The organism is Streptomyces sp. NPDC013455 (assembly GCF_040632975.1).
Taxonomy (GTDB): domain Bacteria; phylum Actinomycetota; class Actinomycetes; order Streptomycetales; family Streptomycetaceae; genus Streptomyces.
Genome location: NZ_JBEYCX010000026.1, coordinates 12,760 through 27,268, shown reverse-complemented (window position 1 = coordinate 27,268; position 14,509 = coordinate 12,760). Strand labels below are relative to the sequence as shown.

General features: G+C 68.7%; 13 protein-coding genes. 7 read left to right on the top strand and 6 right to left on the bottom strand.

The window, feature by feature from the left end; translation table 11 throughout:
* Positions 1–275 precede the first annotated feature (275 nt).
* A complete protein-coding gene (locus ABZ576_RS30765; RefSeq protein ID WP_360748082.1) occupies positions 276–1,589 on the top strand; it encodes an MATE family efflux transporter in 1,314 nt (437 codons plus the stop codon).
* Positions 1,590–1,752: 163 nt separating this feature from the next.
* On the opposite strand, the gene rplI is transcribed toward ABZ576_RS30765, so the two are convergent.
* From rplI to rpsF, 4 genes are all read right to left on the bottom strand, one after another.
* Positions 1,753–2,199 carry a 50S ribosomal protein L9 gene (rplI, locus tag ABZ576_RS30760; RefSeq protein WP_360748079.1) on the bottom strand — a complete coding sequence of 149 codons (447 nt, stop codon included), beginning with the start codon at positions 2,197–2,199 and terminating at the stop codon, positions 1,753–1,755.
* Between the two features lie 18 nt (positions 2,200–2,217).
* Positions 2,218–2,454: a 30S ribosomal protein S18 gene (gene rpsR / locus ABZ576_RS30755; protein WP_003949403.1), complete on the bottom strand. Its 237-nt coding sequence runs from the start codon at positions 2,452–2,454 to the stop codon at positions 2,218–2,220.
* An 81-nt stretch (positions 2,455–2,535) separates the two neighbouring features.
* On the bottom strand, positions 2,536–3,117 hold the full coding sequence (locus tag ABZ576_RS30750) for a single-stranded DNA-binding protein (protein ID WP_360748076.1): 582 nt from the start codon (positions 3,115–3,117) through the stop codon (positions 2,536–2,538).
* 81 nt (positions 3,118–3,198) lie between these two features.
* Positions 3,199–3,489 carry a 30S ribosomal protein S6 gene (gene rpsF, locus ABZ576_RS30745; RefSeq protein WP_043502363.1) on the bottom strand — a complete coding sequence of 97 codons (291 nt, stop codon included), beginning with the start codon at positions 3,487–3,489 and terminating at the stop codon, positions 3,199–3,201.
* Between the two features lie 283 nt (positions 3,490–3,772).
* On the opposite strand from rpsF, the gene ABZ576_RS30740 reads away from it, so the two are divergent.
* The 3 genes from ABZ576_RS30740 to ABZ576_RS30730 all read left to right on the top strand — a co-directional run bounded on the left by ABZ576_RS30740 (position 3,773) and on the right by ABZ576_RS30730 (position 6,439).
* On the top strand, positions 3,773–4,087 hold the full coding sequence (locus ABZ576_RS30740; protein ID WP_360748073.1) for a hypothetical protein: 315 nt from the start codon (positions 3,773–3,775) through the stop codon (positions 4,085–4,087).
* A 118-nt stretch (positions 4,088–4,205) separates the two neighbouring features.
* A complete protein-coding gene (locus tag ABZ576_RS30735; protein ID WP_360748070.1) occupies positions 4,206–5,324 on the top strand; it encodes a peptidoglycan bridge formation glycyltransferase FemA/FemB family protein in 1,119 nt (372 codons plus the stop codon).
* An 83-nt stretch (positions 5,325–5,407) separates the two neighbouring features.
* Positions 5,408–6,439, top strand: coding sequence for an alanine racemase (locus tag ABZ576_RS30730; RefSeq protein ID WP_360748067.1), 1,032 nt, complete (start codon positions 5,408–5,410; stop codon positions 6,437–6,439).
* Between the two features lie 81 nt (positions 6,440–6,520).
* On the opposite strand, the gene ABZ576_RS30725 is transcribed toward ABZ576_RS30730, so the two are convergent.
* Both ABZ576_RS30725 and ABZ576_RS30720 read right to left on the bottom strand, forming a co-directional pair.
* Complete coding sequence (locus ABZ576_RS30725; RefSeq protein ID WP_360748064.1) at positions 6,521–8,074, bottom strand: glycosyltransferase 87 family protein; 1,554 nt, start codon at positions 8,072–8,074, stop codon at positions 6,521–6,523.
* Between the two features lie 129 nt (positions 8,075–8,203).
* Positions 8,204–10,477 (bottom strand): transglycosylase domain-containing protein, encoded by a 2,274-nt coding sequence (locus tag ABZ576_RS30720; RefSeq protein WP_360748061.1) that lies wholly within the window; start codon positions 10,475–10,477, stop codon positions 8,204–8,206.
* Between the two features lie 789 nt (positions 10,478–11,266).
* Between ABZ576_RS30720 and ABZ576_RS30715 the strand changes: the two genes are divergently transcribed.
* The 3 genes from ABZ576_RS30715 (at position 11,267) to ABZ576_RS30705 (ending at position 14,453) form a co-directional block, all read left to right on the top strand.
* Positions 11,267–11,950: a helix-turn-helix transcriptional regulator gene (locus tag ABZ576_RS30715; protein ID WP_360748058.1), complete on the top strand. Its 684-nt coding sequence runs from the start codon at positions 11,267–11,269 to the stop codon at positions 11,948–11,950.
* A 43-nt stretch (positions 11,951–11,993) separates the two neighbouring features.
* Positions 11,994–13,076 (top strand): inositol-3-phosphate synthase, encoded by a 1,083-nt coding sequence (locus tag ABZ576_RS30710; protein ID WP_360748055.1) that lies wholly within the window; start codon positions 11,994–11,996, stop codon positions 13,074–13,076.
* 102 nt (positions 13,077–13,178) lie between these two features.
* On the top strand, positions 13,179–14,453 hold the full coding sequence (locus ABZ576_RS30705; protein ID WP_360748052.1) for an MFS transporter: 1,275 nt from the start codon (positions 13,179–13,181) through the stop codon (positions 14,451–14,453).
* Positions 14,454–14,509: the final 56 nt, after the last annotated feature.

Genomic DNA, 14,509 nt, shown 5'->3' with positions numbered 1-14,509 from the left:
ATCCACAGGCCATGTGGACGACCGCCCCGATGCTGTGGAGAACTCGCCGAAACCTGTGCACGACCCGGTGGACAGCCCTGTGAACAAGACCTCTCTCCCGGCATGAACAAGCCTCTGAGCTGCGGTTTTCCGATCCACCGGCTGTGCAGAAGAAAAACTTCCCCAGTCGGCCCAAGATCGCTTCGAACGGCGCCCGAAAGGACTCGACACCGGAGGCAAAGTAAGGACTGCACATCGGTTGCATCTCTTACCTGTGGAAGATTAGATTGATGCTCATGACACAGGCTCCAGCGATATCCCAGGCCACTCGTCGGCGGCACGACCGAGAGATCGTCGCGCTCGCCGTCCCGGCCTTCGGCGCCCTCGTCGCCGAGCCTCTCTTCGTCATGGCGGACAGTGCGATCGTCGGCCATCTCGGCACTGCTCAGCTCGCCGGTCTCGGCGTCGCCTCGGCGCTTCTCACCACCGCCGTGAGCGTCTTCGTCTTCCTCGCGTATGCCACGACGGCCGCCGTCGCCCGCCGCGTCGGCGCCGGGGATCTCCCCGCCGCCATCCGGCAGGGCATGGACGGCGTCTGGCTGGCTCTGCTGCTCGGCGTCGCCGTCATCGCCGTCGTTCTGCCCCTGGCCCCCGGCATCGTGGACCTCTTCGGCACGTCCGCGACCGCGGCCCCGTACGCGACCACCTATCTGCGCATCTCCGCACTCGGTATCCCGGCGATGCTCATCGTCCTGGCCGCGACCGGAGTGCTGCGCGGCCTCCAGGACACCAAGACCCCGCTCTACGTCGCCATCGCGGGCTTCGTCGCCAACGCCGGACTCAATGTGGGACTCGTCTACGGCGCAGGGCTGGGCATCGCCGGATCGGCCTGGGGCACCGTCATCGCACAGTGGGGCATGACAGCCGTCTACCTGACCGTGGTCGTCCGCGGAGCCCACCGGCACGGCGCTTCACTCCGGCCGAACGCCGCCGGGATCCGGGCCTCGGCCCAGGCCGGTGCACCCCTGCTCGTCCGCACCCTCTCCCTGCGGGCGATCCTCATGATCGCCACCGCGGTCGCGGCCGGGCTCGGTGACGCCGAGATCGCCGCACACCAGATCATCCTGTCCCTGTGGAGTCTGCTGGCCTTCGCGCTCGATGCGATAGCGATCGCGGGGCAGGCCATCATCGGCCGCTACCTCGGCGCGGGCGACGCCCAAGGCGCACGGGAAGCCTGCCGCCGCATGGTCCAGTGGGGCCTTGCGACCGGTGTCGTCCTCGGTGTGCTCGTCGTGGCCGCCCGACCACTGTTCCTGCCGCTGTTCACCAGCGACTCCCTGGTGAAGGACGCGGCGTTGCCGGCCCTGCTGCTGGTGGCTCTCTCGCAGCCCGTCTGCGGGATCGTCTTCGTCCTGGACGGGGTCCTGATGGGGGCGGGCGACGGGCCGTATCTGGCCGGGGCCATGGTCGTCACCCTGGCGGTGTTCGCTCCGGCGGCCCTGCTCGTCCCCACACTGGGCGGCGGCCTCACCGCCCTGTGGGCGGCGATGACGTTGATGATGACCGTCCGCATGCTGACGCTGTGGCTGCGGACCCGGTCCGGCCACTGAATCGTGACGGGCGCGAGCCGCTGACCGTTTCACGTGAAACATGCCGTGGTGACCACCCTCGGCACAGGGAAGGGTGACCATCCCCGGCATGGGAAAGGGGCCACACCCATGAAGGGTGCGGCCCCTTTCACCGGCTCAAGCGAGCACGGCGATCACGCGGCGGTCAGGCCGCGACGACCTCGATGTTGACCTTGGCGGCAACCTCGGGGTGCAGACGCACGGACGTCTCGTGGGCGCCCAGGGTCTTGATCGGAGCGGACAGCTCGATGCGGCGCTTGTCGACCTCGGGGCCACCGGAAGCCTTGATCGCGGACGCGATGTCGGCCGGGGTGACGGAACCGAAGAGACGGCCGGAGTCGCCGGAGCGGACGGCCAGACGGACCTTCACGCCCTCGAGCTGGCCCTTGATCTGGTTGGCCTGCTCGATGGTCTGGATCTCGTGGATCTTGCGAGCACGACGGATCTGCTCGACGTCCTTCTCGCCACCCTTGGTCCAGCGGATAGCGAACTTCCGCGGGATGAGGTAGTTGCGAGCGTAACCGTCCTTGACGTCGACGACGTCACCGGCAGCGCCGAGGCCGGAGACCTCGTGGGTGAGGATGATCTTCATGTGTCGGTCACCCTTCCCTTATCGCGCGGTGGACGTGTAGGGCAGCAGCGCCATCTCACGGCTGTTCTTGACGGCCGTGGCGACGTCACGCTGGTGCTGCGTGCAGTTGCCGGTCACGCGGCGGGCACGGATCTTGCCGCGGTCGGAAATGAACTTCCGCAGCATGTTCGTGTCCTTGTAGTCCACGTACGTGACCTTGTCCTTGCAGAAAGCGCAGACCTTCTTCTTAGGCTTGCGCACAGGCGGCTTCGCCATGGTGTTTCTCCTGTGTGATCAAGAAGTTGGGGTACGACCCGCCCTCGACCGGCCAGGACCCGGAAAACCGGGCCCCAGGGCCTAGAAGGGGGGCTCGTCCGAGTAGCCGCCACCGCCGCCGGAGCCGCCGCCCCAGCCGCCGCCACCCTGGTTGCCACCGGCGGGAGCGCCGGTCGCCCACGGGTCGTCGGCCGGAGCGCCGCCGCCCTGCTGGCCGCCACCGGAGCCGCCGCCCCAGCCGCCGCCACCCTGGCCGCCACCGCCGCCGTAACCGCCCTGGCCACCACGAGCGCCGCCGCCGGCGGTCTTGGTGACCTTGGCCGTGGCGTTACGGAGGCTGGGGCCGACTTCCTCGACATCCAGCTCGTAGACCGTGCGCTTGACGCCCTCACGGTCCTCGTAGGACCGCTGCTTCAGCCGGCCCTGCACGATGACGCGCATGCCTCGCTGGAGCGACTCGGCGACGTTCTCCGCCGCCTGACGCCAGACCGAGCAGGTCAGGAAGAGGCTCTCGCCGTCCTTCCACTCGTTCGTCTGGCGGTCGAAGGTGCGGGGAGTGGACGCGACGCGGAACTTCGCGACGGCCGCACCGGACGGGGTGAAGCGCAGCTCGGGGTCGTCGACAAGATTGCCGATGACCGTGATGACGGTCTCGCCTGCCATGGGGGAACCTCTCGGCGGGTTTGCTGCTCTGGCTGCTTGGTTGCTGCTACTCGAATCCCGAGATCAGCTGAGCGGAAGGGCTCAGTGCATCTCGGGGCGGAGGACCTTGGTCCGGAGGACCGACTCGTTCAGGTTCATCTGGCGGTCGAGCTCCTTGACGACCGCAGGCTCGGCCTGCAGGTCGATGACCGAGTAGATGCCCTCGGGCTTCTTCTTGATCTCGTAGGCGAGACGACGACGGCCCCAGGTGTCGACCTTCTCAACCTTGCCGCCGCCGTCACGGACGACGGACAGGAAGTTCTCGATCAGCGGGGAGACAGCACGCTCCTCGAGATCGGGGTCGAGGATGACCATCACCTCGTAGTGACGCATGTGGAACCCACCTCCTTTGGACTCAGCGGCCACGGTCGTTCCGTGGCAGGAGGGTTGTGATGCGTACGCAACGGTATCGGCCGCCACTGACAATCCGGGCTCCGCGAAGGAGCCGGGTCGGTGGACGCTGAGTGACCCGGTCAGGTCTGGGCAGACACCAGTGCAGACGGTACAGACTACCCGCACACCCGCTTCCGGTTGAAATCCGGCCGCCGGGACCGTCAATCTGTACACATCGGGTGTGTACGGCGCTACCATGCGCCGCCTTCCGCAGGAGGTGCCCATGGCACAGGCATTGCGACCCAACACCGCCGGATCCCTCTTCGCCACGGACGGCAAGCCTCATCCACTGCCGGACGCCCTGATGGCGGTGACGTTCGTCCTGGGCGTGCTGTCGTTCATCACGTCCTTCTTCCACGGCCTCCACCTGCTGAGCTCGTGGGCGGGCCTGGTGGCGCTGGGCACCGGCATCTACGGGCAGTGGGTCTCGGAGACCACGAGGGAGCGGTTCTTCCTGATCCTGGGTCTCGGTGCCGCGGGGGTCGGTTTCCTGATCGCCATGGCTCACGGTGGACTGTTCGGCGGGCTCATCGGCTGACCCGCGGGGAGTAACGCCCGTACGCCCGGTCGGGGCGCTCGCAGGGCGCAGTAGGCTTCGGCGCTAGAGCCGGAGCCCCTGTACCCATGGGGACACACCAGCCCGAGGAGCGCCCCGAATGAGCCTGACCCTGAGGACCATCAGTCGCGAGCAGCATCTGGCCTTCATCCAGAGCCTGCCGTCGGCGAGCCACATGCAGGTCCCGGCCTGGGCAGATGTGAAGGCGGAGTGGCGTTCCGAGAACCTCGGCTGGTTCGACCGCAGCGGCCAGCTGGTCGGCGCGGGTCTGGTGCTGTACCGGCAGCTGCCCAAGATCAAGCGCTACCTCGCGTATCTGCCCGAGGGCCCGGTCATCAACTGGTTCGCGCCGAACCTGGACGACTGGATCCAGCCGATGCTGGCCCACCTGAAGCAGCAGGGCGCCTTCTCGGTGAAGATGGGCCCGCCGGTGATCATCCGCCGCTGGAACGCGGACACCATCAAGAGGGGCATCCAGGACCCGGACGTCAAGCGGCTGCGGGACCTGGAGGCCGACTTCATCGAGCCGCGCGCCTTCGAGGTGGCCGACAAGCTGCGCCGCATGGGCTGGCAGCAGGGCGAGGACGGCGGTGCCGGCTTCGGCGACGTGCAGCCCCGCTACGTCTACCAGGTGCCGCTGGCGAACCGTTCCCTGGAAGAGGTCCACAAGAACTTCAACCAGCTCTGGCGCCGCAACATCAAGAAGGCGGAGAAGGCCGGCGTCGAGGTCGTCCAGGGCGGCTACCAGGACCTGGCCGAGTGGCAGCGGCTGTACGAGATCACGGCCGTCCGTGACCACTTCCGGCCCCGCCCGCTGTCGTACTTCCAGCGCATGTGGACGGCCCTCAACACCGAGGACCCCAACCGGATGCGGCTGTACTTCGCCCGCCACAACGGTGTGAACCTGTCCGCGGCGACGATGCTCATCGTCGGCGGGCACGTCTGGTACTCCTACGGCGCCTCCGACAACATCGGACGCGAGGTCCGGCCCTCGAACGCGATGCAGTGGCGGATGCTGTGCGACGCCTACGCCCTCGGCGCCACCGTCTACGACCTGCGCGGCATCTCCGACTCGCTGGACGAGACGGACCACCTGTTCGGCCTGATCCAGTTCAAGGTCGGCACGGGTGGCCAGGCCGCCGAGTACCTCGGCGAGTGGGACTTCCCGCTGAACAAGCTGCTCCACAAGGCGCTCGACATCTACATGTCGCGCCGGTGAGCCGCAGGCGTTTGATTCCATAGGCTTCACAGCTGTCACACCCCTGATTCACCACAGCCACGAGAAAGGTCCCGGGTCCGGCCATGGCGCTCACGCTCTACGTCGACACCGCGCGCTGGCGGGCGCACCACAAGCACGTGCAAGAGCAGTTCCCGGGCCTCGTCCCGGTCTGCAAGGGCAACGGCTACGGCTTCGGGCACGAGCGGCTGGCGGAGGAGGCCACGCGGCTCGGCGCGGACCTGCTGGCCGTCGGCACCACCTACGAGGCGGCGCGCACCAAGGACTTCTTCGGCGGTGACCTGCTGGTGCTGACGCCGTACCGGCGCGGCGAGGAGCCGGTGCCGCTGCCGGACCGCGTCATCCGCTCGGTGTCGTCGGTCGACGGCGTGTACGGCCTGGTGGGCGCCCGTGTGGTCATCGAGGTGATGTCCTCGATGAAGCGGCACGGCATCAGCGAGCAGGACCTGCCGCAGCTGCACCAGGCCATAGAGAACGTCCGGCTGGAGGGCTTCGCCATCCACCTGCCGCTGGACCGCGCCGACGGCTCGGACGCCGTCGAGGAGGTCATCGGCTGGATGGACCGGCTGCGCGCCGCCCGGCTGCCGCTGCACACGATGTTCGTCAGCCACCTCAAGGCGGACGATCTGGCCCGGCTCCAGCAGCAGTTCCCGCAGACCCGGTTCCGCGCCCGTATCGGCACGCGTCTGTGGCTGGGGGACCACGACGCCACCGAGTACCGCGGCGCCGTCCTCGACGTCACGCGCGTGGCGAAGGGCGACCGGTTCGGCTACCGGCAGCAGAAGGCGGCCTCCGACGGCTTCCTGGTGGTCGTGGCGGGCGGTACGTCGCACGGGGTGGGCCTGGAGGCCCCGAAGGCCCTGCACGGGGTGATGCCGAGGGCCAAGGGCGTCGCCCGGGCCGGCCTGGCCACGGTCAACCGGAACCTCTCCCCGTTCGTCTGGGGCGGCAAGCAGCGCTGGTTCGCCGAGCCGCCGCACATGCAGGTGTCGATCCTCTTCGTCCCCTCCGACGCCCCCGAGCCGCACGTGGGCGACGAGCTGGTGGCCCACCTGCGGCACACCACCACGCAGTTCGACCGGCTCGTGGACCGCTGAGCCCGTCCAGGTGAACGAGAAGGCCGTATCCGGAGCGTCCGGATACGGCCTTTCGCATGAGCCCGCCGACGAGGTGTTCGCTCAGAGCGAACCGTCCCGGCGGGACAGCGTCTCCGGCCGTCCCCAGTCCACCTGGGGACCCTCGAACGGGGCGGCGTGCCGGGGCGGATGAGTCGCCGCGCCGAGCGCGAACGCGTCCTGCGCACCGTCGAGCACCCCACCCGAGGGATCGTCGTCGCCGGAGCGGCGCACCACGTCCCGGTCCGGCATGAGGATGTCCCGCACCACGACGGCGCACAGGTAGAGCGTGCCCGCCAGGTGCACCGCGATCGCCCAGTGGTAGCCCTGCGTCGGCAGGCCCTTGTGCGCGTCTCCGCTGGTCGTGTAGGCGAGGTACATCCAGATGCCGAGGAAGTACGCCACCTCGCACGCCTGCCAGATCAGGAAGTCCCGCCACTTGGGCCGGGCGAGGACCGCCAGCGGCACCAGCCACAGGACGTACTGCGGGGAGTAGACCTTGTTGGTGAGGACGAAGGCCGCCACCATCAGGAAGGCCAGCTGGGCGAAGCGGGGCCGGCGCGGGGCGGTGAACGTCAGCGCGGCGATGCCCAGGAAGGACAGCACCACCAGCACCGTGGCCGCGTTGTTGACGAAGGCGGTGGTGGGCGGATTGCTGGAGTTCTGCGCCCAGATCAGCCAGAAGGAGCCGAAGTCGACGCCGCGCTCCTTGCTGAAGGTGTAGAACTTCGCCCAGCCCTCGCGGATGTGGAAGCCCGTGGCGTCGTGCGTGAGCATGACGGGCAGGTTCACCACGAGCCAGGCGCCGAGCGCACCGGCAGCGGCCTGGATAAACGGGCGCCACTTGCCGGCCCGCCAGCACAGCACCAGCAGGGGGCCGAGCAGGAGCACGGGATACAGCTTGGCGGCCGTGGCGAGCCCCAGGAGGATGCCGAAGGCGAGAGCCCGGCCCCGGGACCACATCAGCATCGCGGCGGCCGTCAGCGCGACCGCCAGCAGGTCCCAGTTGATGGTGGCGGTCAGCGCGAAGGCGGGTGCGAGAGCGACCAGCAGGCCGTCCCAGGGGCGCCTGCGGTGGGTACGGGCCACGCAGACGGCGATGACGGCCGCGCACACCATCAGCATCCCGGCGTTGACGAACCAGTACCACTGCTCCTGGTGCTGGATGGTCCCGCTGTGCGGGGTCAGCCAGGAGGCCACCTCCATGAACAAGCCGGTCAGCACCGGGTATTCGAGGTAGTCCATGTCGCCCGGGAGCTTGTCGAAGTACGGCACGAGATGGTCAGCGAAACCGCGGCCCTGGTACAGGTGCGGGATGTCCGAGTAGCAGGCGTGCGTGTACTGGCTGCTCGCGCCGAAGAACCATGCGCCGTCGTAGCAGGGCGCCTTCTGGACCAGGCCGAGGGCGAACATGCCGATCGCCACGAGCGCCACGATCCGCACGGGCGTCCACCAGGAGGTCCCCGGCAGGGCACGCCGCCCCAGGGGACCGCCGATCAGCTCACTGCCGGCGGCGGCGACCTCGTCCTCCCTGGTCGGCTGCACCGGTTCTGCCGTGGCGGGCCGCACGGGCTCGGGCTCGTGCATGCTCGCGGGCGTCATCTCTGCACTGGGCATGGGGCACATCCTGCCGTACCCGGCCGTGAATACGCCGAGGGCCGCCGCACCTTCCGGGTGCGGCGGCCCTCGTTTCACGTGAAACACCTCCGGCGGGCGATGGGGTCGCCGGCCGGTCGGATCACCGGGCTAGCCTGTCTGACCGCCGAAGAACCCTCCGTTGCCGTTTCCTCGGGTGTTGCCGGTCCCGCTCGTGTCCGTGACCGTGGGCGTCGGTGACGGTTCCACGCCCCCGTCGGTACCGCCCGTCTCGTCGCCTCCGGGGCCGTTGCCGTTGCAGTTGCCGCCCCAGCCCAACTCGCACGACTCGCTCGGCGAAGGAGACGGCGTCGGGGTCGTCTCGCTCGGCGTCGGGGTCGGCGTGTCACTCGGCGTCTGGCTCGGCGTGATGGTGACGCTCGGGGTCGGGGAGGGGGCCCCCACCTGGTCCTGGACCGTGCCGATGTCGGTGGCGTCCGGGAAGCCGGGGTCGCTCTTGCCCTTGAGCGCGGCCTTCATGTACTCGGTCCACACCAGCGTCGGGATGTCACCGCCGTGGATGGAGTCCTTGCCCGCCGTTCCGTTCATGGACAGCAGCTCGTGGTCCTTGGGGTTCTCGCGGAACATCGCGACCGACGTCGACAGCTGCTGGGTGTAGCCGACGAACCAGGCCGACTTGTTGCTGTCGGTGGTACCGGTCTTGCCGGCAGCGGTACGCCCCAGGGCCTTGGCGTTCTGGCCCGTACCGTTCTGGATCACGTTCTCCAGCGTGTCCGTGACGTTGTCGGCCACGGCCTCCGGCATCGCGCGTGTCGTCTTCGGCTTGGTGAAGCCCGGCAGCTCCTGACCGTCCTTCTTGACGCTCACCACCGAGTAGGGATCCGTGTGCTTGCCGGAGGCGGCGAACGTCGCGTAGGCGTCGGCCATACGGATCGCGCTCGGTGTGGAGGTACCGATGGCGAAGGACGGGTTGAGCGAGGCGAAACTCGCGTCGAGGATGCCGGACGCCTTCGCGACGTCCCGGACCCGCGACATCCCCACGTCCATGCCGAGCTGCACGAACGGCGTGTTGACGGACTGCTCCATGGCCTTGCGCAGCGTGATGTAGCCCCAGGGCTTGGGGCCCTCGTTGCGCTGGTAGAAGACCGAGCCGTCCTTCTTCAGGACGTCGGTTCCGTCCTGGTTCTTCACCCGGAGCTTGTCGTTGCCGTTGTACTTGCTGAGCGGGGAGAGGCCCTCGCCCTCGGACCGGTACGTGCCGTACTGCATCGCCGCGGCGAGGACGAACGGCTTCCACGTCGATCCGACGGGGACGCCGGAGGTGTCGGCGTTGTTGGTGAAGTGGCCGTTCTCGTAGCCGTCACCGCCGTAGAGGGCGACGATCGCTCCGTCGTCGGGCACCACCGACGCCGCACCGAACTGGACGTATTTGTCCAGCTCGCGGTTCTTCGGGTCGAGGCGCTCCTTCTGCACCTTCTTCACCGCCGCGCTGAGGGCGTTGACCTGCTTCTTCTGGAAGGTCGTGTAGATCTGGTAGCCGCCCTGGTCGAACTGCGCCTCGGTGATGTCGGAGTGGTTCAGGACGTACTTCTTGGCCGTGTCGACGAGATAGCTGATCTGGCCGGTCATGCCCTTGGTCGCCTTGCGGCCCTGGGGCTTGGGGTACTCCTTGACGGCTTCCTGGTACTCGGTGTCGCTGAGGTGCTTGTCCTTGTGCATCTCCTCGAGAATCCAGGACCAGCGTTCCTTGGACCGCTTCAGGTTGTCCTTGGCGTTGGCCGCTCGGTCCAGGTCGGCGTTGCCGGCCGGGTCGTAGTACGTCGGGCCCTTCAGCAGCGCCGCGAGGAAGGCGCACTGGCTGGGCTTGAGGTCGACCGCGTCCACGCCGTAGTAGGTCTGGGCGGCGGCCTGGATGCCGTAGGCGCCGCGGCCGTAGTACGAGGTGTTCAGGTAGCCCTGGAGGATCTGCTTCTTGTCGAGCTTCGTGCCCACCTTTATGGAGATGAACATCTCCTTGAACTTGCGGGAGACGGTCTGGTCCTGGCTCAGGTAGGTGTTCTTCACGTACTGCTGGGTGATGGTCGAGCCACCCTGCGTCTGACCGCCGCGGGCCATGTTGGCCAGGGCCCGCGCGATGCCCATCGGGTCGACGCCCGAGTCGTCGTAGAAGCTCTTGTTCTCCGCCGAGATCACGGCCCACTGCATGGCCTCGGGGATCTTGTCGATGGTGACGTTCTGCCGGTTCACCCCGGTGCCCGTCGCGACCATCTGGCTGCCGTCGGCCCAGTAGTACACGTTGTTCTGGGACTTGGCCGCGTCGTTCTCGTTCGGGATCGAGACCATCGCGTAGCCGACGCCGATCATGACCACCAGGCTGCCGACGAAGCCGATGAACAGCCCGCTGACCAGCTTCCAGGACGGCACCCAGCGCCGCCAGCCGTACTTGTCGGCGCGCGGGTAGTCGATGAAGCGCTTCTTGCCGGGTGCCGTCGTCGCGCGGCCCCTGCCGCGCCCGGGGCCGGTCGGTCCTCCCGGGCCGCCCCGGCGGCCGCCGGGGGCCGGAGCGTCGGCCGCTCTGCGCCGGCCGCCTCTCTGCGCCGCACGGCGGGCCTCGGCACGGCCGCCGTAGGGACGTTCTTCGCCTCCCGCGTCTTGGGACTGCGACTCATAGGAATGGGACCCATAGGAGTCGGCAGGAGACCCGGTGGCGCCTCGCGGTGCCGCACGGCGGCCGGAGGACGGACCGGACTGGCCGCGTCGGGCCGCGGCACGTCCGCCTCCCTGCGGCTGCGGCGGTTTGCGACGGTGCTCGCTCATCGAACGATTACTCCTCGGGCAGGCGCACCCCTGCGCGCCTGGAACGGCGGCTGTTTTCCGGTCCCCCCGAAGTACGGATGTGGTCGGTTGCGTATTCACCCGTACTGCACCGAGGACCAGGACGCTCCCCGGGCGTCACGCGGTTCCCGGTGGTATGCATGCCGCACAGACTACGCACCACCAAAACCCGCCGAGCCCCGAAGTTCACTCCAAATCGGGCAACTCACCTCCTACGAATCGGTGATGTGATCCCGTTCACCATCGCCGCCCTTGTCGCCCGCGAGAGGCCGTTCTATCGTCGTGATGTATCGAGTCGATACATCAGCGCGAAATAAAGACGCTGACAGGCACTGCGAGACCTGCGGGACCGACCTGCGGGGCCGAGAGGAGGCGACGATGAGCCGGCGCTCCGGCATCCTCGAGTTCGCCGTGCTCGGCCTGCTGCGGGAGTCCCCGATGCACGGCTACGAGCTGCGCAAACGTCTGAACACGTCACTGGGTGTGTTCCGTGCGTTCAGCTACGGAACCCTCTACCCCTGTCTCAAGACGCTGGTCGCCAACGGCTGGCTGATCGAGGAACCGGGCAACGCCCAGGAGGACGCCCTCACCGCCACCCTCGCCGGACGCCGCGCGAAGATCGTGTACCGATTGACGGCAGAAGGTAAGGAGCACTTCGAGGAGCTGCTCTCGCAGACCGGCCCCGACGCGTACGAGGACGAACACTTCGCCGCACGGTTCGCCTTCTTCGGGCAGACCTCGCGCGATGTGCGCATGCGCGTCCTGGAGGGCCGGCGCAGCCGCCTGGAGGAGCGACTGGAGAAGATGCGCGCCTCCCTGGCGCGCACCCGGGAGCGCCTCGACGACTACACACTCGAGCTCCAGCGCCACGGTATGGAGTCCGTGGAGCGCGAAGTGCGCTGGCTGAACGAGCTCATCGAGAGCGAGCGGGCCGGGCGGGACCTGAGAGGTACCGCGTCCGGGGGGCCCGCTCAGCAGGACACCACCACTGGATCGACGGGCGGCCTGCCCCGTCCCGGGGAAACCCCCCGGACGGATACGCCCGACGACACCGCCCCGTGAGACCCAGTCAGGGCCTCACTCGTACACACAGGGAGCAACCGGAATGGGTTCGGTTCGCGTAGCCATCGTCGGCGTGGGCAACTGCGCCGCGTCGCTGGTGCAGGGAGTCGAGTACTACAAGGACGCCGACCCGGCGTCCAAGGTCCCCGGCCTCATGCACGTGCAGTTCGGTGACTACCACGTACGCGACATCGAGTTCGTCGCGGCGTTCGACGTCGACGCCAAGAAGGTCGGCCTCGACCTGGCGGACGCCATCGGCGCCTCCGAGAACAACACCATCAAGATCTGCGACGTGCCCAACACCGGTGTCACCGTCCAGCGCGGCCACACCCTCGACGGCCTCGGCAAGTACTACCGCGAGACCATCGAGGAGTCGGCCGAGGCGCCGGTCGACGTCGTCCAGGTCCTCAAGGACAAGCAGGTCGACGTCCTGGTCTGCTACCTGCCGGTGGGCTCCGAGGACGCGGCGAAGTTCTACGCCCAGTGCGCCATCGACGCCAAGGTCGCCTTCGTCAACGCCCTCCCGGTCTTCATCGCCGGCACCAAGGAGTGGGCGGACAAGTTCACCGAGGCCGGTGTGCCGATCGTCGGTGACGACATCAAGTCGCAGGTCGGCGCCACCATCACGCACCGCGTCATGGCGAAGCTGTTCGAGGACCGCGGCGTCATCCTCGACCGCACGATGCAGCTGAACGTCGGCGGCAACATGGACTTCAAGAACATGCTCGAGCGCGAGCGCCTGGAGTCCAAGAAGATCTCCAAGACGCAGGCCGTCACCTCCCAGATCCCCGACCGGGACCTCGGCGAGAAGAACGTCCACATCGGCCCGTCCGACTACGTCGCCTGGCTGGACGACCGCAAGTGGGCCTACGTCCGCCTCGAGGGCCGCGCCTTCGGTGACGTCCCGCTGAACCTGGAGTACAAGCTCGAGGTCTGGGACTCCCCGAACTCCGCGGGTGTCATCATCGACGCCCTGCGCGCCGCGAAGATCGCCAAGGACCGCGGCATCGGCGGCCCGATCCTGTCGGCGTCGTCCTACTTCATGAAGTCCCCGCCGGTCCAGTACTTCGACGACGTGGCCCGCGAGAACGTCGAGAAGTTCATCCGCGGCGAGGTCGAGCGCTGAAGCGGCCGACTGCCGCACGGTAAGAGAACGCTCCTGCCAGGGCTGTGAAGGTCCCCGGGTCACCCGACCCGGGGACCTTCCGCATATGTGAGGCTGTCGCCCATGCCCGTCGTACGTGACCTGCGCCTGCTGATGCGCCTGCGGCACTTCCGGCGCCTGCTCTGCGTCCGCCTCCTGTCCCAGGGCGCCGACGGCGTCTACCAGGTCGCGCTCGCCGCGTACGTCGTCTTCTCCCCGGAGAAGCAGACCTCGCCCACGGCGATCGCCTCGGCGATGGCGGTCCTGCTGCTCCCCTACTCCCTCGTCGGCCCCTTCGCCGGCGTCCTGCTGGACCGCTGGCGGCGCCGGCAGGTCTTCGTCCACGGCAATCTGCTGCGAGCACTGCTGGCCCTGGCCACCGCCGCGCTGATGGTGGGCCATGCCCCCGACTGGCTCTTCTACGTCTCCGCGCTGTGCGTCACGGCCGTCAACCGCTTCATCCTCGCGGGTCTGTCCGCGGCCCTGCCCCGGGTCGTCGACGCCGAGCGCCTGGTGCTGGCCAACTCGCTCTCCCCGACGGCGGGCACCCTCGCCGCGACCGCCGGGGGCGGCCTGGCCTTCGGCGTACGGCTCGTGGCCTCGGACTCCGATGCCGCGGTGGTGCTGCTCGGCGCCTTCCTCTACCTCTGCGCGGGCCTCGCCTCCCTGAGCCTGGCCCCCGATCTCCTCGGCCCCGACCGGCACCCGGAGCGGCCCTACCTCGGGACGGCGCTCGCGGAGACCGCGCGGGAGCTCCTCGCCGCCGTCCGGCACCTGGCCGCACCCCGGCGTGCGGAAGCGGCCTGGGCACTGGCCGCGATGACACTGATGCGCTTCTGCTACGGCGCGTTCCTGGTCCTGCTGCTCATGCTCTGCCGCTACGCCCTCTCCGACACCCCCGAGGAAGGGCTGCGACTGCTCGGGACGGCGCTGGCGCTGTCCGGCGCGGGCTTCTTCGCAGCGGCGGTGGTGACACCGTGGGCGGCGGGACGCCTGGGGCCCGGCCGCTGGATCGTGGTGTGCTCCGGCGCGGCCATGGTCCTGGTACCCGCCCTGGGTCTTCCGTTCGCCGCCGCTCCGCTCATGGTCGCGGCCTTCGTGCTGGGGCTGATCACCCAGGGCTCCAAGATCGCCACCGACACGGTCGTCCAGGCGCGGGTCGAGGACGGCTTCCGGGGGCGCGTCTTCTCCGTGTACGACGTGCTCTTCAACGTCGCCTTCGTCGGCGCGGCGGGGGTGGCGGCCCTGATGCTTCCGCCCGACGGCCGCTCGGCGGTGCTGGTGGTGCTCGTCGCCGTGGTCTACGGCGCGGTCGCCGTTGTCCTGGCCCGCGTCGAGCGCCGGCCGGCCCGCGCGTGAACCAGTGAGTCGCACCCCGACCGGTGGGCGGCGCTTCACGAGGTGGTGACGACGCG

Coding starts and splice junctions, on each gene's coding strand:
- ABZ576_RS30765 (WP_360748082.1), top strand. CDS start 276: ATGACACAGGCTCCAGCGATATCCCAGGCCACTCGTCGGCGGCACGAC.
- rplI (WP_360748079.1), bottom strand. CDS start 2,199: ATGAAGATCATCCTCACCCACGAGGTCTCCGGCCTCGGCGCTGCCGGT.
- rpsR (WP_003949403.1), bottom strand. CDS start 2,454: ATGGCGAAGCCGCCTGTGCGCAAGCCTAAGAAGAAGGTCTGCGCTTTC.
- ABZ576_RS30750 (WP_360748076.1), bottom strand. CDS start 3,117: ATGGCAGGCGAGACCGTCATCACGGTCATCGGCAATCTTGTCGACGAC.
- rpsF (WP_043502363.1), bottom strand. CDS start 3,489: ATGCGTCACTACGAGGTGATGGTCATCCTCGACCCCGATCTCGAGGAG.
- ABZ576_RS30740 (WP_360748073.1), top strand. CDS start 3,773: ATGGCACAGGCATTGCGACCCAACACCGCCGGATCCCTCTTCGCCACG.
- ABZ576_RS30735 (WP_360748070.1), top strand. CDS start 4,206: ATGAGCCTGACCCTGAGGACCATCAGTCGCGAGCAGCATCTGGCCTTC.
- ABZ576_RS30730 (WP_360748067.1), top strand. CDS start 5,408: ATGGCGCTCACGCTCTACGTCGACACCGCGCGCTGGCGGGCGCACCAC.
- ABZ576_RS30725 (WP_360748064.1), bottom strand. CDS start 8,074: ATGCCCAGTGCAGAGATGACGCCCGCGAGCATGCACGAGCCCGAGCCC.
- ABZ576_RS30715 (WP_360748058.1), top strand. CDS start 11,267: ATGAGCCGGCGCTCCGGCATCCTCGAGTTCGCCGTGCTCGGCCTGCTG.
- ABZ576_RS30710 (WP_360748055.1), top strand. CDS start 11,994: ATGGGTTCGGTTCGCGTAGCCATCGTCGGCGTGGGCAACTGCGCCGCG.
- ABZ576_RS30705 (WP_360748052.1), top strand. CDS start 13,179: ATGCCCGTCGTACGTGACCTGCGCCTGCTGATGCGCCTGCGGCACTTC.